This is a genomic window from Micromonospora sp. NBC_01655, assembly GCF_026339755.1.
Lineage (GTDB): Bacteria > Actinomycetota > Actinomycetes > Mycobacteriales > Micromonosporaceae > Micromonospora.
The window spans coordinates 1,700,121-1,725,799 of sequence record NZ_JAPEQF010000001.1 but is presented as its reverse complement, the minus strand read 5'-3'; the positions used below and the strand labels follow the sequence as shown (position 1 = coordinate 1,725,799).

The window sequence follows — 25,679 nt, the reverse complement described above, 5'->3', positions numbered from 1 at the left end:
GACACGAAGGCGGTCACCGGATACCGATTCGGCGATCGCCGGGGGCGTTTGCTAGTCTTCTCCAGTCGCTGAGCCCCCGTAGCTCAGGGGATAGAGCACCGCCCTCCGGAGGCGGGGGCGCAGGTTCGAATCCTGCCGGGGGCACCAGAGCAGACCAGCACGAAAAGGCCCTTGACCAGGGGAAGCCCGGTCAGGGGCCTTAGTCGTGTGTCCGGCCACCCGCCCTGACGCGCGTCAGGGCACCGTCTCACCTGGCTGGGCGCGACGACGTCCAGCCCTGTTGGCGCAGCCGTTCGATGCCGTCCAGCATCAGGTCCAGAGCGAACTCGAACTCGAACTGGTCGTCGCAGCCCTGGCCGACGACCGACGTGTCGTCGTGTGACGCCGCGGTGGCGATCGCCGCGAGGTGCGGGAACTGGGCGGCGGCCTCCGCCGGAAACGCCGCCGGCGGGTCGGGCTCGGCCGTGCCGGACCGACCGGCGCGCCGGGAGGCGTCGAACAACTCCTGGCTGAAGCCCAGTATGCGACTGCCCATCGCGTGCATCACGTGGTGGGCGAGGTCCGTGGAGAAGCCGCCCTCCCGGAGCGTCCCGACCATCGAGTCGAGGTAGCCGAGGAGGGCCGGCGTCGCCTCGTTCCGCGACTCGATCGCGAGCGCTGCCCAGGGGTGGCGCAGCAGCACCTGCCGCGCCGAGAGGATGCGCTCGCGGATCACGCGCTTCCAGTCGGCGTCGGGCACCGGCGGATCGATCTCGCCGACGACCACGTCGATCATGCCGTCGAGCAGTTCGTCCTTGTTCGCCACGTGCTTGTAGAGGGCCATCGGGACGACGCCCAGATCCTGGGCGAGGTTGCGCATGCTGAGGGACTCGATCCCAGCCTCGTCGGCGAGCGTGACGGCGGCGCGCAGGACGCGCTCTCTGCTCAGCGGCGCCCGGCGCAGCGTCTCAGCCTGCTCAGCCATCACGGTCCTCAACCTCCTACGGCGATCAACCCTAGCCACCTTGACAGGTGTACGGCGTACACCTACCTTGTTCGTAGGAGGTGTACGGCGTACACCTGGGGAGGGGAGAGATGAAAGCGATCGTCCAGGATCGGTACGGCCCGCCGGAGACGCTCACGCTCGCGGACGTCGACGCCCCGGTGCCGGCGGCCGACGAGGTGCTCGTGCGGGTCGAGGCCGCCGCGCTCAACGCGTACGACTGGCATGTCATGCGCGGCGATCCACGGCTGGCGCGGCTGTCGCTGGGCCGGTCGGGGCCGCGGGCGCGAATCCGTGGCCGCGACTTCGCCGGCCGGGTCGAAGCCGTCGGCCCCGAGGTCCGGCAGGTGCGACCGGGCGACGCCGTCTTCGGCGACCTGGGCGACGCCAACGGCGCGTTCGCCGAGTACGCATGCGTGCCCGAGACCCTGGTCGCGCGCAAGCCCGGGAACCTGACGCCGCAGCAGGCGGCCGTCCTGCCGCTGGCCGGCGTCACCGCACTCATGGGACTGTGCGACGTCGGGCAGGTCGAGCCCGGCCACCGCGTCCTCGTCAACGGCGCGTCCGGCGGCGTCGGCACCCTGGCCGTCCAACTGGCCAAGGCGCTCGGCGCGAGCGTGACGGGGGTGTGCAGCACCCGCAACGTCGACCTGGTGCGCTCCCTCGGCGCCGATCACGTCGTCGACTACACCCGCGACGACTTCACCCACGACGCCGGCCGCCACGACGTCGTGTTCGACCTGGTCGGCAACCGTTCCCTCACCGCGCTCCGGCGAGCGCTGACCCCGACCGGGACGCTCGTGCTCTCCGGCGGCGGCGTCTACCGCGGTGGCAGTCTCGTCGGGCCGGTCTGGCTCATCGCGCGCGGGCGCCTGCTGGCGCCCTTCGTGCGGCAGCGCATCGCCATTCTCACCACCGCGCCCAGCCGGCAACACCTCGACACGCTCCGCACCCACGCCGAGGCCGGCCGCCTCACCCCGGTCATCGACCGGACGTATCAGCTGCCCGAGGTTCCCGAAGCCATCCGGTACCTGGAAGGCGAACACGCGCGGGCGAAAGTGGTCATCACCATCTGACTCCGCCTGACGCACGCCTGCTGCCCTTCCTGGTCCTACCGAAAGGCATCGCCATGATCGGACTCGCCCGTTCGCTCTCGCGCACCGCACCTACCGGCTACACGGCCCCGCTCGACGGTCCGCGCGTGGCCACGACGGCGGGTGTCGAATGACCAGGCACACCGTCCCGGTCACCCGACCGGCAGCACGGCGCCCGCCGGTCGACCGGGACGGGTCGGGCTGGCACCTCCCCGTAGCGCTGGTGGTCCTCAGCCTCGTCCCGGTCGTCGCCGGTTCACTGCGGCTTCTCGAACTCGCCGGTGGCCCGCAACTGCTACCCGCCAACCCGCGCATCGACGCCTCCCCGACACCCGTCGTGGTGCACGTGCTCGCCGCGGCCCTCTACGCCTTCCTCGGCGCGTTCCAGTTCTCCGCCCGGCTGCGTCGCCGCCATCCAGGCTGGCACCGGCGGTCCGGCCGGATACTGATCGCGGCCGGCCTGATCGTGGCCGCCTCCGGGACCTGGATGACGCTGTTCTACCCCGACGCCCCGGGCGGTGACCTGCTGTGGGGCATCCGGCTCCTGGTCGGGTCGGCAATGGCCGCCAGCATCGTTCTGGGGTTCACCGCGATTCGGCGTCGCCGTATCGCCGCCCACCGCGCCTGGATGATCCGTGCCTACGCCCTCGCCGTCAGCGCCGGCACCCAGGCACTCACCCAACCCATCGGTGAGACCCTGTTCGGCACGAGCGACCTGAGCACCGCCCTCTCCGTAGGCTCCGGCTGGATCATCAACGTGGCCGTCGCCGAATGGGTCATCCGACGCCCGGCTGGCCTCCGGGCCCGGCGCCGCCGGGCCCCCGCGACTTCGGTCCGACCCCTGTGAACCCCGCCCGGCCGCACGAGACTGCCGCCTTCGGGCCGTTCGTCGGTCAGGTGCCGACGTAGGCCGAGAGGTGCTCGCCGGTGAGGGTGCGGCGGGCGGCGACGAGGTCGGCGGGGGTGCCCTCGAAGACGATCCGCCCGCCGTCGTGACCGGCGCCGGGGCCGAGGTCGATGATCCAGTCGGCGTGCGCCATGACCGCCTGGTGGTGCTCGATGACGATGACCGACTTGCCGGAGTCGACGAGCCGGTCGAGCAGCCCGAGCAGATGCTCGACGTCGGCGAGGTGGAGGCCGGTGGTCGGCTCGTCGAGGACGTAGACGCCGCCCTTCTCGGCCATGTGGGTGGCCAGCTTGAGCCGCTGCCGCTCGCCGCCGGACAGCGTGGTGAGCGGCTGGCCGAGGCTGAGGTAGCCGAGCCCGACGTCGGCGAGCCGGTCGAGGATGGCGTGCGCGGCCGGCGTACGCGCCTCGCCGGCGCCGAAGAACTCCTCGGCCTCGGCCACCGACATCGCGAGCACCTCGCTGATGTCGCGGCCACCGAGGTGGTATTCCAGCACCGCTGCCTGGAACCGCTTCCCCTCGCACTCCTCGCAGGTGGTGGCTACGCCGGCCATCATCGCCAGGTCGGTGTAGATGACGCCGGCGCCGTTGCAGTTGGGGCAGGCGCCCTCGGAGTTGGCGCTGAACAGCGCCGGCTTCACGCCGTTGGCCTTCGCGAACGCCCTGCGGATCGGGTCGAGCAGTCCGGTGTACGTCGCCGGGTTGCTCCGTCGCGAGCCGCGGATCGCGGTCTGGTCGACCGACACCACCCCGTCCCGTCCCGCCACCGAGCCGTGGATCAGTGAGCTCTTTCCCGACCCGGCCACGCCGGTCACCACGACCAGCACGCCGAGCGGTATGTCGACATCGACGTCCCGCAGGTTGTGGGTGCTGGCGCCGCGCACCTCCAGCAGTCCCGACGGCGTCCGCACCGACGGCTTCAGGGAGGCCCGGTCGTCCAGGTGCCGCCCGGTCAGCGTGCCACTGGCCCGCAGCCCCTCGACGGTCCCCTCGAACACCACCTCGCCGCCCTCGGTGCCGGCGCCCGGGCCGAGGTCGACGACGTGGTCGGCGATCGCGATCGCCTCCGGCTTGTGCTCCACGACCAGCACGGTGTTGCCCTTGTCCCGCAGCCGCAGCAGCAGGGTGTTCATCCGCTGGATGTCGTGGGGGTGCAGCCCGATCGTCGGCTCGTCGAACACGTAGGTGACGTCGGTGAGCGACGACCCGAGGTGGCGGATCATCTTGGTCCGCTGGGCCTCGCCGCCCGACAGCGTCCCGGACGACCGGTCGAGGCTGAGATAGCCCAGCCCGATCTCCACGAACGAGTCGAGGGTGTGCCGCAGCTTCGCCAGCAGCGGCGCGACGGCCGGCTTGTCCAGACCGCGCACCCACTCGGCGAGGTCGCTGATCTGCATCGCGCACGCGTCGGCGATGTTGATCCTGTCGATCTTCGACGATCGCGCCGCCTCGCTGAGCCGGGTACCGTCGCACTCGGGGCAGGTGGTGAACGTCACCGCCCGCTCCACGAAGGCGCGGATGTGCGGCTGTAGCGTGTCGACGTCCTTGGCCAGGAACGACTTCTGGATCTTCGGGATCAGGCCCTCGTAGGTGAGGTTCACGCCCTCGACCTTCACCTTGGTCGGCTCCCGGTAGAGGAAGTCGTGCATCTCCTTCTTGGTGAACCTGCGGATCGGCTTGTTCGGGTCGAGGAAGCCCGACTCGGCGTAGGTCCGCACCGTCCACCAGCTGTCCGACTTCCAGCCGGGGATGGTGAACGCGCCCTCGGCGATCGACTTGGAGTCGTCGTAGAGCTGGGTGAGGTCGATGTCGGAGACCGCGCCCCGGCCTTCGCAGCGGGGACACATTCCGCCGGTGATGCTGAAGTTGCGACGCTCCTTCACGGTCCGCCCGGCGCGCTCCAGGGTGACCGCACCCGCTCCGCTGATCGAGGCGACGTTGAAGGAGAATGCCTGGGGCGAGCCGATGTGCGGCTTCCCGAGCCGGCTGAAGAGGATGCGCAGCATGGCGTTGGCGTCGGTGGCGGTGCCGACCGTGGAGCGGGTGTCGGCGCCCATCCGCTGCTGGTCGACGATGATCGCGGTGGTCAGCCCGTCGAGCACGTCGACCTCGGGCCGCGCCAGCGTCGGCATGAAACCCTGCACGAAGGCGCTGTAGGTCTCGTTGATCATCCGCTGCGACTCCGCGGCGATCGTGCCGAACACCAGCGAACTCTTGCCCGAGCCGGAGACGCCGGTGAACACCGTCAGCCGGCGCTTCGGGAGCTCGACGCTGACGTCCTTGAGGTTGTTCACGCGCGCGCCGTGCACCCGGATCAGGTCGTGGCTGTCCGCAAGGTGTGCCGCAGGCGACTGCGGGGCCGTCCTCGTGGCCATGATCATCGTGTCTCCATCTGTTGGGCGGGGCTGCCTTCGCAGTCTCCGCCGGCGTCGCCTGGCTCGATCTGCCAGCTTCGAGCGGTACGTCTGGTTCTGCTACGTCGGTGCGGTCGCGGCAACGGTCCGCTGTTCACCTGATCGGCGGTGTCGGCCGGGGCGGCCCGACGCCCGTCCGGCCGGCGCTGGCCGGGTCGCGCTCGGCGCAAGATCCGCGCCGCTTCGGCCCGTGGGGCCTCGGGCCCCGGCCGGGCGGTGCGCCCGGCCGGGGCGTCAGTGCAACCGGCGGCCGTCGCCGGCATCGTGCGCGGGCTCCTCCACGGTGTGGTCTCGTCAGGTCTCGGCTGGATCGCCGGACGGCTAGCGCAGCTCCTGGATGCGGATCAGGTTGCCGGCCGGATCGCGGAAGGCGCAGTCGCGTACCCCGTACGGCTGCTCGGTGGGCTCCTGGACGACCTCGGCGTCGCCGGCCTGGAGCCGCTCGAAGGTGCCGTCGAGGTCGGGGGTGGCCAGCATGATCCAGCCGTACGTGCCCTTGGCCATCATCTCGACGATGGTGCGACGCTCCTCGTCGGTGACGCCCGGGTCGGCGGCCGGCGGTGCCAGGAGGATGGACGTGTCGGGCTGGCCGGCGGGACCGACGGTGATCCAGCGCATCTTGCCGCTACCGACGTCGTTGCGGACCTCGAAGCCGAGGGTGTCGCGGTAGAAGGCCAGCGAGGCGTCCGGGTTGTCATGCGGAAGGAAGCTCGTGTGAATGGTGATGTCCATACCGGCCACGCTAGGTGCGCCCCGGGGCCGGCGCTTCTCGATTCCTGATCGGTCTGCTCACCTGTTTCGCCAGGCAGGACGGCATCTCCGCCGCCGCGCGAGCGGTCCGGTCCCGATAGGTGCTGGGCGGCACACCGACCAGCTCGGTGAAGCGCGTGCTGAAGGTACCCAGCGACGCGCAGCCGACCGCGAAACAGACCTCGGTGACGCTGAGGTCGCCACGACGCAGCAGCGCCATCGCGCGCTCGATGCGCCGCGTCATCAGATAGGCGTACGGCGACTCACCGTAGGCACGCCGGAACTCGCGGCCGAGGTGCCCGGCCGACATGTGCACGCCACGGGCGAGCGCCTCGACGTTCAGCGGCTGCGCGTACTCCCGGTCGATCCGGTCGCGGACGCGGCGCAGCCGCGCCAGGTCGCGCAGGTGCTGCGCGGCGGCGGATCTGCTGGTCACCCGCGAAATCGTGCCACGTCGCGCCGGAGTTGCCCAGCGCCTCGGCGCCCGTGCCGAGCTCGCCGGCATCCCAGGAGAACCCGCCGGAGGGAACAGACCATGCCATCGCCGCCGTACCGCCGGTCAGCCCGCCCCGCCGCCCGTGGCCGGATCGGCGGGGCGGCCGGGCGGGCCGGACACGGCATCCTGCTCGGCGGCGCGCCGGACGCGGGCCCGGCGCTTGCCCTCGTGCATGGCCTGCACCCGGGCGACCGGGATGCCCCGGCCCTGCTCCACCAGGTCGGCGGGAAGACGCTGGGGCGGCGGCATCGACCCGGCCCACGGATCATCGTCGGCGACCAGGGCGGGGACGGTCCGCACGGTGAAGTCGGCCGGCGCGACCGCGTCGAGGTCGTCCCAGCCGACCGGGAAGGACACCGGCAGTCCCGGGCGCAGCCGGGGGCTGTACGCGGCCACCACGGTCGCCCCGCCCGCCCGGGTGGAGTCGACGAAGACCCTCCCGGCCCGGTCCTCGCGGATGAAGGCGGTGGTGGCGAGCGCCGGGTCCAGCCGTTCGGCCCGGACGGCCAGGGCCCGGGTGGCAGCGGCCAGGTCCTCGGCGCTCGCGCCCGGCTCGACCGGGACGAACACGTGCAGCCCCTTCGCCCCGCTGGTCTTGACCGCCCCGGCGAGCCCGGCGTCGACGAGCGCCTGCCGGACCAGCCGGGCGGCGGCCACGACCGTGCCGAAGGCGGCCCCCTCCGGCGGGTCGAGGTCCAGCACCAGGTGGGTCGGGTGGCCCGGGCGGTCCACCGTGGCCAGGGTCGGGTGGTACTCCACCGCCCGCTGGTTGGCGAACCACAGCAGCGTGCGCCGGTCGTCGCAGAGGGCGTACGACACCTCGCGGTGCGACGCCTCGGCCCAGACCGACACCCGGCGCACCCAGGCCGGGGTGTACCTCGGCAGGTTCTTCTGCATGAACGGGGGCTGCCCGCGCAGCACCCGCACCACCGACAGCGGCCGGTCCCGCAGGTGCGGGACCAGCCGCCCGTGCACCGCGTCGAGGTAGTCCACCAGCTCCCGCTTGGTGGCTCCGGTCTCCGGGGCCAGCGGTTGGTCGAGGTTGGTCAGCGACACCCCGCCCCGGTTCTGCTCCGCGTCGCTCATCACCCCACCCTGGCGGTCCGGCCGCCCGGAGGCAACCGGGACCACGGAGGCGACGTCGACCGGACGCCCCTACGCCGAGGGCGGGGCGTACGGGTTCCCGCCCGCCCGGAGCGCGTCGAGCAGCGCCACGGTCCGCCCCTTGCTGACGTGGTACGGGCCGGGACCGAAGCTGACCCGGGCGGCGCCCAGCCGGGCCAGCTCGGCCAGGCTCGACACGCCGGGCTTGAAGCCCAGGTTCACCGGGGCTTCCGCACCGGCCACGAGCTCCGCGATCTGCTCCGGGTCGGCCAGGGCGATCGGGTAGACGCAGTCCGCCCCCGCCTCTCGGTAGCGCCGGGCCCGGCGGACCGCGTCGGCGGTGCGGTCGGCCGGATCGCCGGCCCCGCGCAGGTACAGGTCGATCCGGGCGTTGAGCACCAGCGGCACGCCGGCCGCGCCGGCGGCGGCCCGGACGGCGGCGAGCAGTTCGGCCTGCTCCTCGGCGTCGTACAGCGCGCCGGTGCGCGGGTCGGAGTCCTCCAGGTTGCAGCCGACCACGCCCGCGGCGAGCATCCGCTCGACCAGCTCGGTCGGGCTCAGCCCGTACCCCCGTTCCAGGTCGGCGGTGACCGGGACCGGCACGGCGCGGACGATCCGGGCGACGGCGGCGAACATCTCGTCGGCCGGGGTGTCCTCGCCGTCGGCGTACCCGAGGGAATCGGCGACGGCGGCGCTGCTGGTGGCGACGACCGGAAAGCCGGCCGCGACGACGGCCCGGGCGGACCCGGCGTCCCACGCGTTGGGCAGCACCAGCGGGTCGCCGGTCTTGTGCAGGGCGCGCAGCGCGTCCGCGCGCTCGACGAGAGTCGATGGGGTTTCGGTCATCACCGCATCATGGCAGCCCGCGGGGCGGTGCCTGTTCTTCGAAAGAGCCGTGTCGGCATTTCGACCGCCCGGCGGGCCGGACCCGCCGCCCGCCCCCGCCCCCGCCGCGCTGGTGACCAGGGCCACCGTCTGTGACCATCAGGCGGAACGAAAGGAGGGCGGCCGATGCCCCAGGGGAACAGCGAGATGCCCTGCGCCCCCGGCCAGGTTCGGGCGTGCACGGTCCGGGAGGTGCTGGACCGGGTGGGCGGCAAGTGGAGCATCGGCATCCTGGTGGCCACCGCCCAGGGGCCGGTCCGCTTCACCGAGCTGGAACGGCGGGTCGAGGGGATCAGCCGGCGGATGCTCACCCTCACCCTGCGCAACCTGGAGCGGGACGGGCTGCTGCGCCGCACGGTCCATCCGACGGTGCCGCCGAGAGTCGAGTACGCGGCCACCGGGATGGCCCTGGAGCTGTACGAGTCCCTGGTCGCGCTGACCACCTGGGCCGAGCGGCACCGCACCGCCATCACCGACGCCCGGGCCGAGTACGACCGGGAGCACGGCATCCCGGGCTGAGCCGGGCTGTGGCGAACGCCACCCGACCGCCCTGACCGATCGGTCAGGGTCTGACCGATCGGTCAGGCATGCTGGTGGGCGGGAGGTGGCCGGCATGGCGCGAGTGGCACCGGAGACGCACGCCGAGATCCTGGCGGCGGCGGGACGGCGGTTCGCCGTGACCGGGTACAAGGGCACCTCGTTGCAGGACATCGCCCGCGAGGTCGGCGTCTCGAAGGCCACCGTGCTCTACCACTTCGCCAGCAAGGAGGCCCTGCTCGGCGAGCTGATGGCCCCGGCGATCGCGGTGCTGCACGAACTGGACGACCGGTTCGCCGGGCTGACCGGCGCGGACGCCCAGCGGGTCGCCGGCGAGGGCTTCGTGGGCCTCGCGGTGCGCTTCCGGCGGCAGATCGCGCTGCTCCGTGGGGAGTTTCCCGAGTTGCTCCAGCAGCCGGCGTTCGCGGATGTGCAGCAGATCTCCGAGCGGCTGATCGCGGCGTTCGCCGGCCACTCGGCGCGCCCGGCGGCCCGGATCGCGGCGCTGGTCGTCCTCGCCGGGATCGCCGAGACGTGCGGCGAGTTCGGCGACGTCCCCGACGACGAGCTGCGGGAGGCCCTGCTCGGCCTGGTCCGGCGCGCGCTGGAACCCCTCGACTGACCCACCACCGTCCAGTTCACCAACGACCGAGGACAAGGATCTGATGGCGACCCTGTTGTACCGGCTCGGCCGAGCCTCGCTGCGCCGCCGACGGCTCGTCGCCGTCGTCTGGCTCGTCGTGCTCGTCGGCCTCGGCCTCGCCGCGGCGACGCTGCGCGGCCCGACGGCGAGCAACTTCAGCATGCCCGGCACCGAGTCGCAGCAAGCGCTCGACCTGCTCGCCGAACGCTTCCCGGCCGCCAGCGGGGCCACCGGCACCATCGCCGTGAAGGCTCCGGCGGACGGCCAGCTCGCCACGCCCGAGGGGCAGGCCCTGGTCAAGCAGGTGACCCAGGAGGCGGCCACCCTGCCCGGCGTGGTCGGCGCGGTCGACCCGTACCAGGCCCAGGCGATCTCCCCGAACGGCCGGTACGCGCTGATCCAGGTGCAGTTCGCCGGCCGCGCGGACGACGTCACCGACGCCCAGCGCGACGCGTACGAGGCGGTGGGCGCGCAGGCCGAGGCGCGGGGCTGGCAGGTCGCCCCGGGCGGCGAGGTGCTGGGCGGCGAGCCGGAGATCGGCTCGACCGAGGCGCTGGGCGTCCTGGTGGCGGCGATCGTCCTGGTCATCACCTTCGGCTCGCTGGTCGCGGCCGGGATGACCATGCTCAACGCGCTGATCGGCGTCGGCGTCGGCATGGCCGGCCTGTACGCGCTCAGCGGCGCCATCGAGCTGACCAGCACCGCGCCGATCCTGGCCCTGATGCTCGGCCTGGCGGTCGGCATCGACTACTCGCTGTTCATCACCTCCCGGCACCGGCAGAACCTGCTGGAAGGGCTGTCCCCGGAGGAGGCCGTCGGCCGGGCGGTCGGCACGGCCGGCTCGGCGGTGGTCTTCGCCGGCGCCACGGTGGTCATCGCGCTGGCCGGCCTGGCGGTGGTGCAGATCCCGTTCCTGACCGTGATGGGCCTGGCCGCCGCCGGCACGGTGACCGTCGCCGTGCTGGTCGCGATCACCCTCGCCCCGGCCCTGCTCGGCTTCGCCGGCAGCCGGGTGCTGCCCCGCAAGCTGCGCAAGGCCGAGGCGGTCGCCGCCGGGGCCGGGCCGGCCGGGACCCCCGGGCCGGCGGCCGAGGACCGGTCCGGCTTCGGCTTCCGCTGGGCACGCCTGGTCACCCGGCTGCGCGTACCGGTGATCCTGGCCGCCCTGGTCGGCCTGGGCCTGCTCGCGCTGCCCGCCCCCAACATGCGGCTGGCCCTGCCGGACGCCAGCACCGCCACGGCCGGCTCACCGGCCCGGGTGAACAACGAACTGGTCCGGGAGGGCTTCGGCCCGGGCTTCACCGGCCGGCTCGCGGTGCTCGTCACGGCCGACTCGCCGCAGGCCACGGAGGCCGCCGTCCAGCAGGTCGCCCAGCAGGTCCAGCAGGCGGACGGGGTGCTCGCGGTGGCCCCGCCGCAGACCGACCCGACAGGGCGCACCGCGCTGCTCGGGGTCATCCCCAAGGGTGGCCCGACCGACGAGGCCACCGAGAGCCTGGTGCACGACATCCGCCGGCAGGTCTCCGGCGTCACCGGCGCGGACGTGCTGCTGACCGGCGCGACCGCGATCGGCATCGACGTGTCGGAGAAGCTCTCCGACGCGCTGCCGGTCTACCTGCTGCTCGTCGTCGGCCTGTCGATCCTGCTGCTGATGCTGGTGTTCCGGTCGATCCTGGTGCCGGTCAAGGCCGCCCTGGGCTTCCTGCTCACGGTCGCCGCGACGTTCGGCATCACCGTCGCGATCTTCCAGCAGGGGCACCTGGCCGACCTGGTCGGCCTGGACACCCCGGGCCCGCTGGTCAGCTTTCTGCCGATCCTGCTCATCGGCATCCTGTTCGGCCTGGCCATGGACTACGAGGTCTTCCTGGTCTCCCGGATGCGGGAGGACTTCGTGCACGGCGACACGGCGCAGCAGGCCACCATCAACGGCATGGGGCACGGCGCCCGGGTGGTCACCGCCGCCGCACTGATCATGATGTCGGTGTTCGGCGGCTTCGTCTTCCTGGACGACCCGATCATCAAGTCGATGGGCTTCGCGCTGGCCATCGGCGTGGCCATCGACGCCTTCGTGGTCCGGATGACCATCGTCCCGGCGGTGATGTCGCTGCTCGGCAAGGCGGCCTGGTGGATCCCCCGCTGGCTCGACCGGCTGCTGCCCAACGTGGACATCGAGGGCGAGGGGCTGCGTGCCCACCTCGCCGAGAAGGTGCCGGCCGACACCTGACCGGCCCGGCCCCGGGGCCCCGTCCCGCCGCTCACCCGGCGGGGCGGGGCCCGTCCGCTCAGACCCCCGCCGGGTACGTCTCCATCTCGCCGAACGCGGTGAGCGTGGGCAGCGGGTGCAGCGCGGTGGTGTCGTCGCACCAGACGAAGGCGTCGTAGCGCTCGCCCAGCCGGGTCGGCACGTAGTTGCCCCACGACTCGAAGGTCGGGTCGTACACCACGCCGATCGCCCGGTGGTCGTGCTCGGCGGTGACCCAGCCGGGCTGGTCCGGGCCGCCGAAGACCAGCACCGCCCGCTCCGGCATCAGCTCGTGCAGCCGCCGCTCGACCGATCCGGGCCGGGCCGGCGGCACCACCATCGCCTCGGCGGGCGACCCCCACCGGGGAGCCGCCACCGCCGTCCCCCGGTAGCTGCCGAAGCCGACCAGCACCACGTCGTCCGCCCCGTGCCGCTCCCGGGCGAGCTGGCCGACGTTGACCAGCCCGCCGGCGGCCATGTCGGTGGCCCGGGCGTCGCCGACGTGGGTGTTGTGCGCCCACACGACGCCCCGGGCGTCCGGGCCATAGAAGTCCAGCAGCCGGTCCAGGGTGTCCGCCATGTGGATGTCCCGCACGTTCCACGACTCCGGGCCGCCGGCCACCATCGCCCGGTAGTAGCGCTCCGCGCCGGCCACCACCTCCGCGTTCTGCCAGGCGGAGAAGCGGTCCGGGCCGTCCGAGGCGGCCCGTTCCCGGGTACGCGCCAGCAGCTCGACCACCTCCTCCTCGCAGCGGGCCGAGACGAATCGGCTGGCCGCGCCGTACTCCTCGACCCGCCGCCCGTACGGCTCGAAGCACCGGTACGCCTCCTGCGCGACCTCCAGAGAGGCCGGTTCCTCCTCGCCCAGGTAGTCGAAGATCGCCTGCATGGACTCCCAGAGGCTGTAGACGTCCAGGCCGTGGAAGCCGGCCCGGCCCTGGGCCGGCCGCTCCAGGTTCCACGCCCGCAGCCAGCGGCAGAACCGGGCCACCTCGGCGTTGGCCCACATCCAGGTCGGCCAGCGCTCGAAACGCTCCAGGGCAGCCTGCGGGTCGGCGAGGCCGCCCGGCGCGGCGGTGACCGACCGGTGCACCCGCTCGCAGTCCGGCCAGTCCCCCTCCACGGCGACGAAGGAGAAGCCCCGCTCGGCGATGAGCCGCCGGGTGAGCTGCTCGCGCAGCCGGTAGTAGTCGTGGGTGCCGTGCGTCGCCTCGCCGATCATGACGATCCGGGCGTCCCGGACCCGCTCCAGCAACGGGTCGAAGTCGCTCGGCGCGCCGAGCCGCTGTACCAGCATGTCCGCGGCTACCCGGCCCCCGCCGCACCAAACCGTCGACCGCCCTCCCCCGGCCCGGGGGTGGTGTGGTTCTTGGGGCAGCGGGTAGCCGGGGGTATGACGGTCGGTGGGGTGGAGTTGCAGGAGTACCTAACCGGGCTCGACTACCCGGTCTCCCGGGAGGACCTGGTCCGCTGGGGGCAGGAGAACGGCGCCAGCACGGAGGTGTTGCAGATGCTCCACGCCCTGCCGGTTGAGGAGTTCACCTCTCCCACCGAGCTGAGTCAGGCGTTGAGCGGTCTCGCCTGAGACCGAGCCGTGGCACCCGGCGGTGCTCCCCCCACGCGTGGCCTGCCGTGGACCCCGGCGACCGTGGCACGAAGGCACCCCGGGAGGGCCGGTGGACGCGGTCGGCACCGGACGGAACGCTCACCGGAGCAGGCGGAACAGGGTGAGCCACTGCTCGGGCCAGACCTCGCCGACGAGGGCGTCCGGGCCGAGGCGGACCGCCCGCAGCGCGGCGTCCACCCGGGCCCGGGGTCGGTGCCGGCGCAGCGAGGCCGCGAGCGACCCGCCGACCCCGCCGAACCCGGCCTCCACGAGCCGCCGGTACGCCGGCAGATCGCCCGGCGGCAGCAGCGGCTCGGCCCGCCGGTCGAGGCGCAGGATGCCGGCGTCCACCCGCGGCACCGGGCGGAACGCGGTCCGGGGCACGGTGCCGGCGAGCCGCCACGCGTGCTCCGGCCAGGTCAGTACGGTCAGCCGGCTCCACCGGCCGGCGTGGCCGGTGCGCTTGCGGGCGTACTGGAGTTGGGTGAGCAGGGTCGCCGAGCGCAGCCGGTCGGCGGCGAGGCACCAGCGGACCACCGCGGCGGTCAGCGACCACGGGATGTTGCCCACCACGTCGAACGGCTCGGCGGGCGGGGTCGCCGCCAGGAAGTCGGCCCGGCGCACGGTCACCCCGGACAGGTCGACGCAGGCCGCCGCCAACTCGGCGGCGGCGACCGGGTCGACCTCGTACGCGACCAGCCGGCCGCACCGGGCGGCCAGCGGACGGGTCAGCCGGCCCCGGCCGGCGCCCACCTCCAGCAGCAGGCCGGCGGGGTCGGGCCGGGCCGCCCCGACGAGCCGCGCGACGGCGCCCGGGTCGGCGAGGAAGTTCTGGGACAGCACGCGACGGGACCGGTCGCGTTCGGTGGCACGGGTACGGCGGGGCGCCATGGGTCGTCGTCCTGTCTGTCGCCGGGCGGCGACGGGCCGGACAGGCGGCCGGCGGGCAGCCGGCGGGCGGGCCTGTCCGAGTGGATGGGGACTCGGACGGCCCTCGGCGCGGAGCGGGTACGCGACAGCGGTCACCACCCGACCGGCGGCTCCCGGCGCGGCGGGCCGCAGGCGGGGCGGGTCGGGCTCGGCGGCTCCCCCGGCGCGGCTGTCCGGCAGGGGGACGGGTCGGATCGACGGAGACGATCAGGCGCGGGTCGCGTCCCGGCCGGCCGGGGCCGGACGCCGGACTCGCGGGCGGGCCACCAGCAGCGGGGCCCACGCGGCCGGCGTACCGACCACGTCAATCAGGGCGTGCGCGAACATGGCGCGAGGGTAACCGGCGCGGCTGCCCCCGGCGACCGGTTTTCGTTGGGGCGGTCCCGGTCGGGCCCTGAGGCGCGATGTCCGCCGGCGTGGCGAGCCGCCGTCAGCCCGATCGAGGCAACCTTGATCATGACCTCGGCGGGTGCGGGAGACCACGTCGAGGTGTCACCACGCTCTTCTCAGGCGGGGAGGGCGACGGTGCGGCCCTCGACGCGGGCGGTCTCGGCGGCGGCCAGGACCGCCACCACCTCCCGGCCGAACCGGACGTCGCAGCGGTGGTCCCGGGTGCCGGCGTCGATCTCCTCGACGAGCTGGTCGATCGCGGTGGAGAGCGCGGTCAGCGCGTTGCCGTCGCCGGGCGGGACGGCCTGCACGCCGTTCTCCCCGAAGAAGACGAAGTCGCGGGTGACGGCCTCGGTCGGCGCGTCGAGGGTCAGCGACACGGTGCTGGTCGGTCCGCCGTCGTGGGTGAGCAGCAGGTGGACCAGGCCGCTCGGGCCGTCGGCCGCCGCGACCCGGGTGACCCGGCCGAGCACCGGCAGAATGATCGACAGGGCGTGCGGGCCGATGTCCCACAGCGCGCCCCGGTCCCGCCGCCACTGCGACCCGCTGTACGGGTTGCCGGGCTGGAAGATCGAGGCGAACATCGTCGCCCGGGCGTGCTGCCAGCCGCCGGCCGCCGCCGTCGAGGCGAGGAAACCGGTGATGTTCGGGTGGAACCGCTGGGTGAAGAAGACCACCGAGGCGACGCCGGACTGCCCGGCGGCGGCCACCACCCGGTCGGCGTCGGGGAGGGTGAGCGCCAGCGGCTTGTCCAGCAGCAGGTGCCGGCCGGCCGTGGCGGCCCGGACGGCGATGTCCGCCTGTACGTCCGGGGGCAGGGCCACGGCGACCGCGTCGCAGGCGTCGACCAGGGCGTCGACCTCGGTGAAGGCGGGCACCCCGTGCCGCCGCGCCAGCTCGGCCGCCTTGTCGGGGTTGCGGCCCCAGACCCCGGCCAGCTCGGCGCGGGGGTGCGCGCCGATCGCCGCCGCGTGCGTCTCCGCGGCCCAGTGACCAGTGCCGAACAAGCCGAACCGCAGCACGTGTACTCCCGGTGTCGTCGCTGGCCACGGCGATCCCGCGGCCGTGATCCACGCTAGTCGCCCGGCCGGTCCGACGCAGCCGACGGGGCCGGACCGGCCCCCGGGCGGGACCAGCGGTAGGCGTGGCGGCGGTAGGCGTGGCGGCGGTGGGCGTGGCGGCGGTGGGCGTGGCGGCGGACCGGGCCGGGGGCCAGTACTACACGGGTTAGTAGGCTGTCCCGGTGACCGAGACTCCGATGGGGTGCCGTCGATGACCAGCGCAGCCGCGGCCGGCTCGCCGGTGGACGGAATCCTCGCGACGGCGACGATCGTGCTGTCGCTCGTACTCGCGGTGTGGGCGCTGGTGGCGGCGGTGCGCGACCGGCCGCCGGACCGGGTGCAGTTCGCCGGCCTGGCCGTGCTGGAGCTGGGCCTGCTCGCGCTGGCGGTCGCGGCGCTGGTGGCGCTCGGCGGCGGCGAACGGCCGGGCGAGCCCGGCGCGTTCTTCGGGTACCTGGTGACGCTGGTCTGCCTGCCGCCGCTGGCCTGGGTGCTGGCCCGGATGGAGCCGACCCGGTGGGGGTCGGCGATCATCTGCGCGATCTGCCTGGTGACCCCGATCGTGGTGGTCCGGCTGCAACAGACCTGGGCGGTGCTCGGTGGTTGAGACCCAGGTTTCACGGCGGGCCACGAACTCCGGGCCGGGCCGGCTGCTGATCGCCGTGTACCTGCTGTTCGCGATCGCCGCGACCTCCCGGGCGGGGTTGCAGATCGCCACGAGGTTCGACGAGGCGCCGGTGGCGTACCTGCTCTCGGCCCTGGCCGCGCTGATCTACATCGTGGCCGCGGTGGGGCTGGCCCGGGCCGGCCACGCGGGCCGGCGGGTCGCGCTGGCCTGCTGTTCGGTGGAGCTGGTCGGGGTGGTCGGCGTCGGGGTGCTCAGCCTCGTCGACGCCGACCTGTTCCCGGACGAGACGGTCTGGTCGCAGTTCGGCAGCGGGTACGGCTACGTCCCGCTGGTGCTGCCGGTGCTCGGCCTGTTCTGGCTCTGGCGCACCCGCCCCACCGCCCCCTGACACTCCCCCCACACAAGCCGAGCCTCCCCGCACTTTCACGGAAAGAGGGGGGATGGGACGCCGAATAGCCACACTTTCCGTGAAAGTGCGGGGCGGAGTGGGTGGGGGCGGCGGAGTGGCGGGGGTGGGGTCAGGCCCTGGGGCCGCCGGCCACGTAGAGGACCTGGCCGGAGACGAAGGATGCGCCCTCGCTGGCCAGGAACGAGATGGTGTGCGCGACGTCCTCCGGGCGGCCCACCCGGCGCACCGGGATCTCCGACTCGGCGTGCTTCTGGAGTGCCTCGAAGTCCACCTTCATCCGGGCGGCGGTCGCGGCGGTCATGTCGGTGACGATGAACCCGGGCGCGACCGCGTTGACGGTGACGCCGAACGGCCCCAGCTCGATGGCGAGGGTCTTGGTGAAGCCCTGCATGCCCGCCTTCGCCGCCGCGTAGTTGGCCTGGCCCCGGTTGCCCAGCGCGGAGGTGCTGGACAGGTTGACGATCCGACCCCACTTCCGCTCGACCATGTGCTTCTGCGCGGCCTGGCTGAACAGGAACGCGCCCCGCAGGTGCACGCCCAGGACCGTGTCCCAGTCGGCGTCGGTCATCTTGAACAGCAGGTTGTCCCGGAGCACCCCGGCGTTGTTGACCAGCACGGTCGGCGCGCCCAGCTCGGCGGCGATTCGCTCGACGGCCGCCTCGACCTGCTCCCGGACGGCGACGTCCGCGCCGACGCCGAGGGCCCGGCCACCGGCCGCCACGATCGCGTCCACGGTGTCCTTGGTGGCCGACTCCTCGATGTCGACCACGGCGACCGCCAGACCGTCGGCGGCCAGCCGGCGGGCGGTGGCCGCCCCGATCCCCCGCGCGGCCCCCGTGACGATCGCGACCCGCTGCTCCTCGGACATGCCTACCTCCCGGTAACTTATGGCGACCACCGGAGCCTAACCCACCCCGGGGGTCACCAGGCGGCCCCGCGACGGAGGCGGATCCAGCGGTAGCCGTACCCGGCGAGCTTGAGCGAGTCGAGCTTGCCCACCTCGCCGTAGCCGCGGTCGGCGAGGACGTCCGTCGGCAGGTCCGCCTCGCCGGCGAGCGTGCCGAGGTCGACCTCGACGTCCTCGGTGCCGAGGTTGTGCAGGAAGACCATCGTCCCGGTCGGGCCGTCGGCGCGGTGGGCGAGCACCCCGGGCGGCGTCGGCACGTCGATGTGGCTGGTCGAACCGGAACCGATCTCCGGCGCCTCGCGCAGCGTCCGGATCATCCGCTCGAACCAGGACAGCAGCGACTTCTGGTCGCCGCGCTGGGCGGTGACGTTGACCTTCTCGTACGAGAAGTCACCGGAGTCGATCACCGGGCGGACCAGCTTCTCCGGGTCGGCCGTGGAGAAGCCGGCGTTCGGCTTGTACGACCACTGCATCGGGGTACGGATCGCCTCCCGGCCGGGCAGCGAGAGGTCCTCGCCCATGCCGATCTCCTCGCCGTAGCGCAGCACCGGCGTGCCGCGCAGCGAGAACTGGAGCGCGTACGCCAGCTCGACGCGCCGCCGGTCGTTGCCGAGCATCGGGGCGAGCCGGCGGCGGATGCCCCGGTCGTAGATGCGCATGCCCTCGTCGGGGCCGAACTCGGCGTACACCTGGTTGCGCTGCTCGGCGGTGAGCCGGGACAGGTCGATCTCGTCGTGGTTGCGCAGGAAGGTGGCCCACTGCCCGCCGGCGGGCAGGGCCGGGGTGTCCCGCAGCGCCTCGATCACCGGCTCCGGGTCCTGACGGGCCAGGGCGAGCATGAGCCGGCCGTTGAGCATGAAGTCGAACAGCATGTGAATGCGGTTGCCGGAGCCGCTGCCGTCGCCGAAGAAGACGGGAAGCTGGTCGGGCTCCACGTTGGCCTCGGCGAGCAGGACGGCGTCCCCCCGGCGCCACTGCACGTGCTGGCGCAGCTCGGTGAGGAACTCGAAGTCCTTGGGCGAGTTCGGGTTGCCCGGCTCGGTCAGCTCGATGATGAACGGCACGGCGTCCATCCGGAACCCGGAGACGCCGAGCTGGAGCCAGAACGAGACGATCTTCTTGACCTCCTCGCGCACCTTCGGGTTCGCGAAGTTGAGGTCCGGTTGGTACTTGTAGAACCGGTGGTAGTACCAGGCCCTGGCGGTCCGGTCGTAGCTCCACGTCTCCTTCTGCTCACCCGGGAAGACCATGCCCTGGTGCCGGTCGTCCGGCTCGTGGTCGGACCAGACGAACCAGTCCCGGTACGGCGAGTCGGGCGAGGAGCGGGCGGACTGGAACCAGGGGTGCTCGTCCGAGGTGTGGTTGACCACCAGGTCGATGATCACCCGAATGCCCCGGTTCTGCGCCTGGTGCAGCAGCTCCGCGAAGTCGCCGAGGGTGCCGAAGCGGGGGTCCACGTTGTAGAAGTCGGTGACGTCGTAGCCGTCGTCCCTGTTCGGCGACGGGTGGATCGGGTGCAGCCACAGGCAGGTCACCCCCAGCCGGGCAAGGTAGTCGAGCCGGCCGATGAGGCCCCGGATGTCGCCGACCCCGTCGCCGTCGGAGTCCGCGTACGTGTCGATGTCGAGGCAGTAGACGACCGCCTCCGAGTACCACCTGTCACCCATGCCGGCGTACCTTCTCCGATTCCGGCTCCCGGCAAACGCGAACACCGCCCGCGCCGGGCCGGGGCCGGGAGGACCGGGGCCGGGCCGGCGGGCGGTAGCGTGCCGGTTATGAGCGTGGGATCGGATGCCGGGGACCGGGACGTCGACTGGGCCGAGGGCGGGTGGCTGCACCAGCCGGTACGGGCCGAACCGACCCCCGACGGCGGGCTGGTCGTCGAGCCGGCCGCGGGCAGCGACTTCTGGCGGCACACCAGCTACGGATTCGTGCACGACGACGGTCCGGCCCTGCTCGCCCCGCTGCCCGCCGGCACCGCCGTGGAGGTCGCCTTCCGGCTCGACTTCGCCGGGCAGTTCGACCAGGCCGGCGTGCTGGTCCGGGTGGACGAGCGGAACTGGGTCAAGGCCGGGGTGGAGTTCAGCGACGGGCAGCCGCAGGTCGGCGCGGTGGTCACCCGCGAGGTCTCCGACTGGTCGGTCGCACCGGTGCCGGAGTGGTTCGGGCGGGAGGTGACGGTCCGGGTCAGCCGGGCCGGGGACGCGCTGACCGTCCGGGCCCGGGCGGGCGACGAGCCGTGGCGGCTGGTCCGGCTGGCCCCGCTCGCCCCGGCCGCCGAGGCGTCGGCCGGGCCGTTCTGCTGCTCGCCGAGCCGGGGCGGGCTGGCCGTCCGGTTCCTCGGCTGGCGGCAGGGCCCGGCGGACGCGGCGCTGCACCCGCAGGATTGACCGCGGGGCCCGGGGTCCGGTCAGGGGCAGGTGTGGTCGCCGCCGGACTGGGTACCACCTTCTGATCCCCCCGGCGGCTCCGCGGAAGGACACCCATGGCCCTCGCCCAGAACGTCGATCCGTCGCGGTTCACCGGGCTGACCGGGTGGGTCGCCAGCGTGATCGACTCGCTCGGCGCGGTGGGGGTGGCCGCGCTGGTCGCCCTGGAGAGCATCATCCCGCCGATCCCGAGCGAGATCGTGCTGGCCATGGCCGGCTACCTCGCGGCCGAGGGCCGGTTCAACCTCGTGCTCATCGTGGTCGCCGCGACGGTCGGCTCGGTGGTCGGCGCGCTGGTGCTCTACTGGCTCGGCGCGGCCGTCGGCGAGGACCGGCTGAAGCGGTGGCTGGACCACATCCCGCTGGTCGACCGGGACGACCTGGAGAAGGCCGACCGGTGGTTCGAGCGGCACGGCCGGTGGGCCGTGCTGATCGGCCGGCTGGTGCCGGTGGTGCGCAGCCTGGTCTCCGTCCCCGCCGGGGCGAACCGGATGCCGTTGGGCGAGTTCCTCCTGCTCACCACGCTGGGCAGCGGGGTGTGGAACGCGCTGATCGTCGGGGCCGGCTTCGCGCTCGGGTCGCGCTGGGCGGAGGTGGACCGGTACAGCAGTTGGTTCAACTACGCGATCTTCGCGATCTTCGGGGTGATGATCCTGAGCTGGGCGGTGAAGAGGGTGCGCCGCCGCCGCGCGCGGCGCGACCGGCAGTCCGTGACCACCGGTCGCTGACCGCGCGCCCGCCCGGCTAGCTGTACTGGGCGGTGATGCTGGTGAACTCCCAGGTGTTCTGGGCGATGCCGGAGCAGTTGGCCACCACTCCCCCACCGGGGCAGGGGCGGTCGCGGTTGACGGCCCAGAAGGTGAACCGGGACAGCCCGCGGGCCTTCGCCCAGTCGCGGATCTGCGTCCAGGTCGCCGGGGTGGTCAGCTCCTGCTGGTCGGACAGGCCGTTCATGCCGGAGATGCCCATGTGCGTGTACGCGGTGGCGTCGGACCAGCCGAAGGCGCTCTTCAGCGCGTTCTTCAGCCCCTCGGCCGCGTTGACGGTGCTCTGGTACATGTTCGCGCCGCCGGCGAAGTCGAACGGCATGATCGTGAACGTGTCGATGTTCGCCCCGAGCGCGGCGGCCTGGTTGATCAGCCGGGTGCCGTAGTACGACGGCCCGGTGGTCGTGGTGCCGAAGGTGACGATCGTCTTGATCCCCGGGTTGTTCTGCTTGACGATCTTCAACGCGCCGAGGATCCGGTCCTGCACCGCCTCGTTCTCGAACTCGTCGCTGTTCTCGATGTCGATGTCGATCGCCTTCAGCCCGTACGCGTTGATCACCTGCTGGTACGCCCCGGCCAGGGCGCTGGCCGACGAGCAGTTCGGGCCGAGCTTGTTGCCGCTCCACCCGCCGAAGGACGGGATGACGTCGCCCCCGGCGGCCCGGATCGCGGCGATGGTGCTGGCGTGCGCGCCGCCGGTGAGCGGGCCGCTGCCGTCCCAGGCCGGGGTGCAGCCGCCACCGGAGAGGACGAACGCGATGGTGAACCACTTGATCCCGGTCGCGCCCATCACCGTGGCGGGCGCGGGCGGATCGCCCCAGCCCGGGTAGAGGTACGGGGCGGCGGCCATCGGGGCGTTCCCGCCGCCGGTGCAGCCGGTGGTGGTGGCGGAGACGGCCGGCGACTTCGCCGACTCGCCCGAGGAGTTGTACGCCGCCACGGTGTAGCTGTGCGCGGAGCAGGCGGCCAGCCCGGACACCGTCGTCGAGGTGCCGGTGACGGTGGCCTTGACGGTGCCGCCCTCGTACACCCGGTAGCCGGTGACCGTGCCGGACACGGCGTTCCAGGCCAGCGAGACCGAGGCGCCGGTGGTGCCGGTGACCCGCAGCCCGCCCGGGGTGGCCGGGCCGGACGGGTTGCCGCCGCCGGTGCAGGAGCCACCGTTGACGGTGCAGTTGGTCGGGTCGCCGGTGCCGGCGACGACGAACCCGAACGACGTGCTGGCGCCCGGGGCGAGCGCGCCGTTCCAGGACTTGTTGACGGCGGTCACGTGCTGGCCGGCGCTGGTCATCGTGGCGTCCCAGAAGGTGCCGAGCGAACTGCCGGCGGGCAGGTCGAACTGGACGTCCCAGGAGCCGATGCTGGCCGAGGTGTTGTTGGTGACGGTGAACTTCGCCTCGTACCCGCTGCTCCAGCTTGAGGTGCGGACGAAGGCTGCGGTGGCCGCCGACGCGGCCGGCGGGGCCACGAGGGTGGCCGCCACGACGGCGGCGCCGAGCGCGGCGGCGAACGTCGCCGCGCGGGGGAAGCGGAGTTTCACGGTGGCCTCCAGGGACCGGTGGTGGGGGTTACCGCCCGAGGGGGTGGGCGGGGCCGCCGGCCCGCGCGGGGCGGGCCGGCGGTGGTGCGGGGGTGCTGGTGCGGGCTGGTGCTGGTGCCGGGTGTGCTGGTGCCGGGTGGTGCGGTCGGGTCAGGGCAGGGTGGCCAGGTGCGGCTTGACGGTGCGGGCGAAGCCGTTGCCGTTGCTGACGTCCCAGTTGACCGACCAGGTCATCGCGCCCCGGATGCCCGGGTAGGTGCGCGGCGGCCGGAAGCTGCCGCAGTTGGTGCCCTTCGCCAGGCAGTCGAGGGCGGCGTTGACCACGCTCGGGGCGACGATGCCGCCACCGGCCGCGCCGGGGCCGGCGGGCAGGCCCAGCCCGACCTGGTCGGGGCGCAGCCCGGCTTCGAGCTGGATGCAGGCGAGCGCGACGATGAAGTTCACCGTGCCCTGGCCGTACGCGGCGTTCTGGTCGCAGCCGAGCATCGCCCCGGAGTTGTAGAACTGGGTGTTGACCACGGTGAGGATGTCCCGGATGTCCAGGGCGAGCTTGAAGTAGCCGGCGGCCGGGGACTGCATGTCGATGGTCTGCGGGGCCATCGCGATGATCAGGCCGGCCCCGACCTTGGCCCGCAGGGCGCGCAGCGCCTGGGCCATGTACGTCGGGTTGAGCCCGTTCTCCAGGTCGATGTCGACGCCGTCGAAGCCGTACCGCTGGATCAGCGCGTACGTGGTGTCGGCGAACGCGGTGGCCGAGGTGGCGTCGTTGACCGCGACCCGGCCGGTCTCGCCGCCGACCGAGAGGATGACCTTCTTGCCGCGCGAGTGCAGGGTCCGCAGGTCGGCGGTGAAGTCGGCGTCGGTGTAGCCGCCGAGGGCGGCGGACAGGCCGGGGTCGATGCCGAAGGTGACCGCGCCGGGGGTCGTGGTGGCCTCGCCGAAGGCGACCGCGACGAGGTCGTACTCGGCGGGGACGTCGCGCAGCCGCAGCTCGACCGCCGGATTGTCGAAGTTGTGCCAGTAGCCGGTGAGCAGGTGCTTCGGCAGGCCGCCGGGCGGGGTGGTGGTCGGCGGGGTGGTGGTCGGCGGCGGGGCGGTCGTCGGCGGAGCAGTGGTCGGCGGGGCGGTCGTCGGTGGGGCGGTGGTGGGCGGGGCGGTGGTGGGCGGGGCGGTCGTCGGGGTGCTGCCGCCGCCGCAGGAGGCGCCGTTGAGCTGGCAGTTGGTCGGGCTGCCGGAGCCGGTGGCGAGGAAGCCGAACGACACCGACGCGCCCGGGGCGACGGTGCCGTTCCAGGACCGGTTCGTGAAGGTGTACCGCTGGCCGGAGGAGGTCAGCAGCGCGTCCCAGTAGCTGCCGACGGCGGTGCCGGCGGGCAGGTCGAAGGTGACGGTCCAGCCGGAGATGGCGGTGGCCCCGCCGTTGGTGATCGTGTACTTCCCCTCCCAGCCGGTCCCCCAGTCGGAGGTCTTCACGAAGCCGGCGGTGGCCCCGGCGGCGAACGCCGGCAGCGCCACCCAGGCCGCCCCGACGGTCGCGGCCAGCGCCGTCGCCAGGGCCAGGACAAGTGATCGGGAACGCTTCATGCAACCCTCCACGCCCGGACGGGCATCCACATTCGTCAACGTTGGCGCTTATTATTAGGACTGTTAACTGTTTCTGTCCAGAGGATGACGACGAGATGGCGGGAGAGGGGTCCCCTCCGCGACCGGGGGCGTCGACCGGGGACCCCTCCTCACCCCCTCAGCGGGCGTCGGCGGCGGGCACCGGTTGGGGGCGGCGCAGCACCGTCTGCTCCAGCGCCGTCCACGCCGTGGTGGTGACCAGGTAGAGCACCGCCGCCAGCGGCACCACCAGCGCCGCCAGCACGGTCAGGTACGGCAGCAGCGGGATCAGCCGGGCCAGGGTGGCCGCCCCCGGGGCCCCGGTCGGCGTACCGGCGGCGGTGCCGGTGACCGCCGCCGCGCGCCGCGCCCGCCGGGACGACCACCAGGCCAGCGCCAGCAGCGCCGCGAGCAGCGCCCCGAACAGCGGGCCGGCCGCCCCGCCGAGCCCGTCGGAGACGTGCCAGCCCAGCGGCACCCCGGCCAGCCGCTCGTCGAGCAGCCCGGTGCCGCCCTCGTCGGTGCTGAACAGCCGGTACATGATCAGGAAGAACGGGGCCTGGAGCAGGGCCGGCAGGCAGCCGGCGACCGGGCTCGCCCCGGCCGACCGGTAGAGCCCGAACAGCTCGCTCTGCAACCGGGCCGGGTCGTCGGCGTACCGGCGTCGCAGGTCGCGGACCTGCGGGGCGAGGGCCGCGCGGCGCCGCTCACCGCGCACCTGGGCCAGGGTGAGCGGCGAGATCAGCAGGCGGACGGCGACGGTGAACAGGACTATGGCGGCGGCCGTGGCGGCCCCGCCGGCCAGCGGGTGCAGCGTGTCGGCGAGCCAGGTGACGGCGGCGGCGGCGGCGACGCCGACCGGGCCGTGCAGCGGTGCGAAGGCGAGCATGGGTGACCCCTCGGTCCGATTCCGGATGCCCCGGCCGGGCCCGGGCGCGGGCGGCGGGGGCGACGACGGCGGAATCGGCCGGACGGCGACATCGACGCGACGGGGCATGGACCGCCCGCCGCGCCCCGGCGACCGACGCCGGCGCGGGCCGGCGTGGCCCGGGGAGCGCTACCCGGCCGAGGGACGCAGGCCCGGCGCGCGGGGCCGGGGGCGGCCGGCGGCGTCCGGGTCGACCTGCCGGGGGACACCCCGGCGGCGGGCGCGGGCGCGCAGGGCGGCACCGTGCCCCGCGGACCGGGCCGGCGGGCCGGCGGTCGCGCCGGGACGACCGGCCAGCAGCACCGCGAGCAGCACGGCGGCGGCCACCGCCGCCCCGGCGATCAGCTCCGCCGGGCGGTCCGCGAGCACGGTGAGGTGGGTGAGCGCGTACGCCCACAGCCCCGTCACCGTCAGCAGCAATCCCGCCAC

General features: G+C 73.6%; 24 protein-coding genes, 1 tRNA gene and 1 pseudogene. 11 read left to right on the top strand and 15 right to left on the bottom strand.

Annotated features, from left to right (window positions below):
• Positions 1-72: 72 nt before the first annotated feature.
• Positions 73-147 (top strand) — tRNA-Arg (locus tag OOK41_RS08185).
• Positions 148-247: 100 nt separating this feature from the next.
• Here OOK41_RS08185 and OOK41_RS08180 read toward each other — a convergent pair.
• Positions 248-964 (bottom strand): TetR/AcrR family transcriptional regulator, encoded by a 717-nt coding sequence (locus OOK41_RS08180; protein WP_117665479.1) that lies wholly within the window; start codon positions 962-964, stop codon positions 248-250.
• Between the two features lie 110 nt (positions 965-1,074).
• Here OOK41_RS08180 and OOK41_RS08175 point away from each other — a divergent pair, with 110 nt between their 5' ends.
• Together OOK41_RS08175 and OOK41_RS08170 are read left to right on the top strand one after the other, a co-directional pair.
• Positions 1,075-2,058: an NAD(P)-dependent alcohol dehydrogenase gene (locus tag OOK41_RS08175; RefSeq protein WP_266263672.1), complete on the top strand. Its 984-nt coding sequence runs from the start codon at positions 1,075-1,077 to the stop codon at positions 2,056-2,058.
• 148 nt (positions 2,059-2,206) lie between these two features.
• Positions 2,207-2,923: a DUF2306 domain-containing protein gene (locus tag OOK41_RS08170; protein WP_266263670.1), complete on the top strand. Its 717-nt coding sequence runs from the start codon at positions 2,207-2,209 to the stop codon at positions 2,921-2,923.
• Between the two features lie 46 nt (positions 2,924-2,969).
• On the opposite strand, the gene OOK41_RS08165 is transcribed toward OOK41_RS08170, so the two are convergent.
• From OOK41_RS08165 to OOK41_RS08145, 5 genes and pseudogenes are all read right to left on the bottom strand, one after another.
• Positions 2,970-5,357, bottom strand: coding sequence for an excinuclease ABC subunit UvrA (locus OOK41_RS08165; protein WP_207892600.1), 2,388 nt, complete (start codon positions 5,355-5,357; stop codon positions 2,970-2,972).
• A gap of 360 nt (positions 5,358-5,717) precedes the next feature.
• A complete protein-coding gene (locus OOK41_RS08160; protein WP_117665553.1) occupies positions 5,718-6,128 on the bottom strand; it encodes a VOC family protein in 411 nt (136 codons plus the stop codon).
• Between the two features lie 10 nt (positions 6,129-6,138).
• Positions 6,139-6,582 carry a helix-turn-helix transcriptional regulator gene (locus OOK41_RS08155; RefSeq protein WP_243639117.1) on the bottom strand — a complete coding sequence of 148 codons (444 nt, stop codon included), beginning with the start codon at positions 6,580-6,582 and terminating at the stop codon, positions 6,139-6,141.
• A gap of 192 nt (positions 6,583-6,774) precedes the next feature.
• Positions 6,775-7,728 (bottom strand): annotated as a pseudogene (gene ligD / locus OOK41_RS08150) (non-homologous end-joining DNA ligase); the annotation flags it as partial.
• A gap of 69 nt (positions 7,729-7,797) precedes the next feature.
• On the bottom strand, positions 7,798-8,592 hold the full coding sequence (locus OOK41_RS08145; RefSeq protein WP_266263667.1) for an isocitrate lyase/phosphoenolpyruvate mutase family protein: 795 nt from the start codon (positions 8,590-8,592) through the stop codon (positions 7,798-7,800).
• Between the two features lie 165 nt (positions 8,593-8,757).
• On the opposite strand from OOK41_RS08145, the gene OOK41_RS08140 reads away from it, so the two are divergent.
• The 3 genes from OOK41_RS08140 to OOK41_RS08130 all read left to right on the top strand — a co-directional run bounded on the left by OOK41_RS08140 (position 8,758) and on the right by OOK41_RS08130 (position 12,035).
• A complete protein-coding gene (locus OOK41_RS08140) occupies positions 8,758-9,150 on the top strand; it encodes a helix-turn-helix domain-containing protein (protein WP_117665465.1) in 393 nt (130 codons plus the stop codon).
• Between the two features lie 94 nt (positions 9,151-9,244).
• The gene (locus tag OOK41_RS08135) at positions 9,245-9,790 is read left to right on the top strand and encodes a TetR/AcrR family transcriptional regulator (protein WP_117665551.1); all 546 of its coding nucleotides are present in this window, start codon (positions 9,245-9,247) and stop codon (positions 9,788-9,790) included.
• Between the two features lie 43 nt (positions 9,791-9,833).
• The gene (locus OOK41_RS08130; protein WP_266263666.1) at positions 9,834-12,035 is read left to right on the top strand and encodes an MMPL family transporter; all 2,202 of its coding nucleotides are present in this window, start codon (positions 9,834-9,836) and stop codon (positions 12,033-12,035) included.
• Positions 12,036-12,093: 58 nt separating this feature from the next.
• On the opposite strand, the gene OOK41_RS08125 is transcribed toward OOK41_RS08130, so the two are convergent.
• The gene (locus OOK41_RS08125; RefSeq protein WP_266263664.1) at positions 12,094-13,350 is read right to left on the bottom strand and encodes an erythromycin esterase family protein; all 1,257 of its coding nucleotides are present in this window, start codon (positions 13,348-13,350) and stop codon (positions 12,094-12,096) included.
• A 96-nt stretch (positions 13,351-13,446) separates the two neighbouring features.
• On the opposite strand from OOK41_RS08125, the gene OOK41_RS08120 reads away from it, so the two are divergent.
• Positions 13,447-13,638: a DUF2795 domain-containing protein gene (locus OOK41_RS08120; protein ID WP_117665549.1), complete on the top strand. Its 192-nt coding sequence runs from the start codon at positions 13,447-13,449 to the stop codon at positions 13,636-13,638.
• A gap of 120 nt (positions 13,639-13,758) precedes the next feature.
• Here OOK41_RS08120 and erm read toward each other — a convergent pair whose 3' ends face one another.
• Positions 13,759-14,550: an ErmE/ErmH/ErmO/ErmR family 23S rRNA (adenine(2058)-N(6))-methyltransferase gene (erm, locus tag OOK41_RS08115; protein ID WP_266263662.1), complete on the bottom strand. Its 792-nt coding sequence runs from the start codon at positions 14,548-14,550 to the stop codon at positions 13,759-13,761.
• 545 nt (positions 14,551-15,095) lie between these two features.
• On the bottom strand, positions 15,096-16,001 hold the full coding sequence (locus OOK41_RS08110; protein ID WP_266263660.1) for a Gfo/Idh/MocA family protein: 906 nt from the start codon (positions 15,999-16,001) through the stop codon (positions 15,096-15,098).
• Between the two features lie 250 nt (positions 16,002-16,251).
• Between OOK41_RS08110 and OOK41_RS08105 the strand changes: the two genes are divergently transcribed.
• Together OOK41_RS08105 and OOK41_RS08100 are read left to right on the top strand one after the other, a co-directional pair.
• Positions 16,252-16,647: a hypothetical protein gene (locus tag OOK41_RS08105; RefSeq protein WP_117665545.1), complete on the top strand. Its 396-nt coding sequence runs from the start codon at positions 16,252-16,254 to the stop codon at positions 16,645-16,647.
• Positions 16,640-17,056 carry a hypothetical protein gene (locus tag OOK41_RS08100; RefSeq protein WP_117665459.1) on the top strand — a complete coding sequence of 139 codons (417 nt, stop codon included), beginning with the start codon at positions 16,640-16,642 and terminating at the stop codon, positions 17,054-17,056. Before OOK41_RS08105 ends, OOK41_RS08100 begins: the two co-directional genes overlap by 8 nt.
• 130 nt (positions 17,057-17,186) lie before the next feature.
• On the opposite strand, the gene fabG is transcribed toward OOK41_RS08100, so the two are convergent.
• Both fabG and OOK41_RS08090 read right to left on the bottom strand, forming a co-directional pair.
• On the bottom strand, positions 17,187-17,945 hold the full coding sequence (gene fabG / locus OOK41_RS08095; RefSeq protein ID WP_117665457.1) for a 3-oxoacyl-ACP reductase FabG: 759 nt from the start codon (positions 17,943-17,945) through the stop codon (positions 17,187-17,189).
• Positions 17,946-17,998: 53 nt separating this feature from the next.
• Positions 17,999-19,651, bottom strand: a complete 1,653-nt coding sequence (locus tag OOK41_RS08090; RefSeq protein WP_117665455.1) for an alpha-amylase family protein — start codon at positions 19,649-19,651, stop codon at positions 17,999-18,001.
• Positions 19,652-19,759: 108 nt separating this feature from the next.
• On the opposite strand from OOK41_RS08090, the gene OOK41_RS08085 reads away from it, so the two are divergent.
• Together OOK41_RS08085 and OOK41_RS08080 are read left to right on the top strand one after the other, a co-directional pair.
• On the top strand, positions 19,760-20,374 hold the full coding sequence (locus OOK41_RS08085; RefSeq protein ID WP_266263657.1) for a DUF1349 domain-containing protein: 615 nt from the start codon (positions 19,760-19,762) through the stop codon (positions 20,372-20,374).
• Positions 20,375-20,469: 95 nt separating this feature from the next.
• Complete coding sequence (locus tag OOK41_RS08080; protein ID WP_266263655.1) at positions 20,470-21,141, top strand: DedA family protein; 672 nt, start codon at positions 20,470-20,472, stop codon at positions 21,139-21,141.
• A 16-nt stretch (positions 21,142-21,157) separates the two neighbouring features.
• Here the strand turns inward: OOK41_RS08080 and OOK41_RS08075 are convergent, their stop codons facing one another.
• From OOK41_RS08075 to OOK41_RS08060, 4 genes are all read right to left on the bottom strand, one after another.
• Entirely contained in the window at positions 21,158-22,720 is a 1,563-nt protein-coding gene (locus tag OOK41_RS08075) for a cellulose binding domain-containing protein (RefSeq protein ID WP_117665451.1), read from the bottom strand.
• A 150-nt stretch (positions 22,721-22,870) separates the two neighbouring features.
• On the bottom strand, positions 22,871-24,304 hold the full coding sequence (locus OOK41_RS08070; protein WP_266263653.1) for a chitinase: 1,434 nt from the start codon (positions 24,302-24,304) through the stop codon (positions 22,871-22,873).
• Between the two features lie 157 nt (positions 24,305-24,461).
• Positions 24,462-25,211: a membrane protein insertase YidC gene (locus OOK41_RS08065; RefSeq protein ID WP_266263651.1), complete on the bottom strand. Its 750-nt coding sequence runs from the start codon at positions 25,209-25,211 to the stop codon at positions 24,462-24,464.
• Positions 25,212-25,379: 168 nt separating this feature from the next.
• Positions 25,380-25,679: a DUF6412 domain-containing protein gene (locus tag OOK41_RS08060; RefSeq protein WP_266263649.1), complete on the bottom strand. Its 300-nt coding sequence runs from the start codon at positions 25,677-25,679 to the stop codon at positions 25,380-25,382.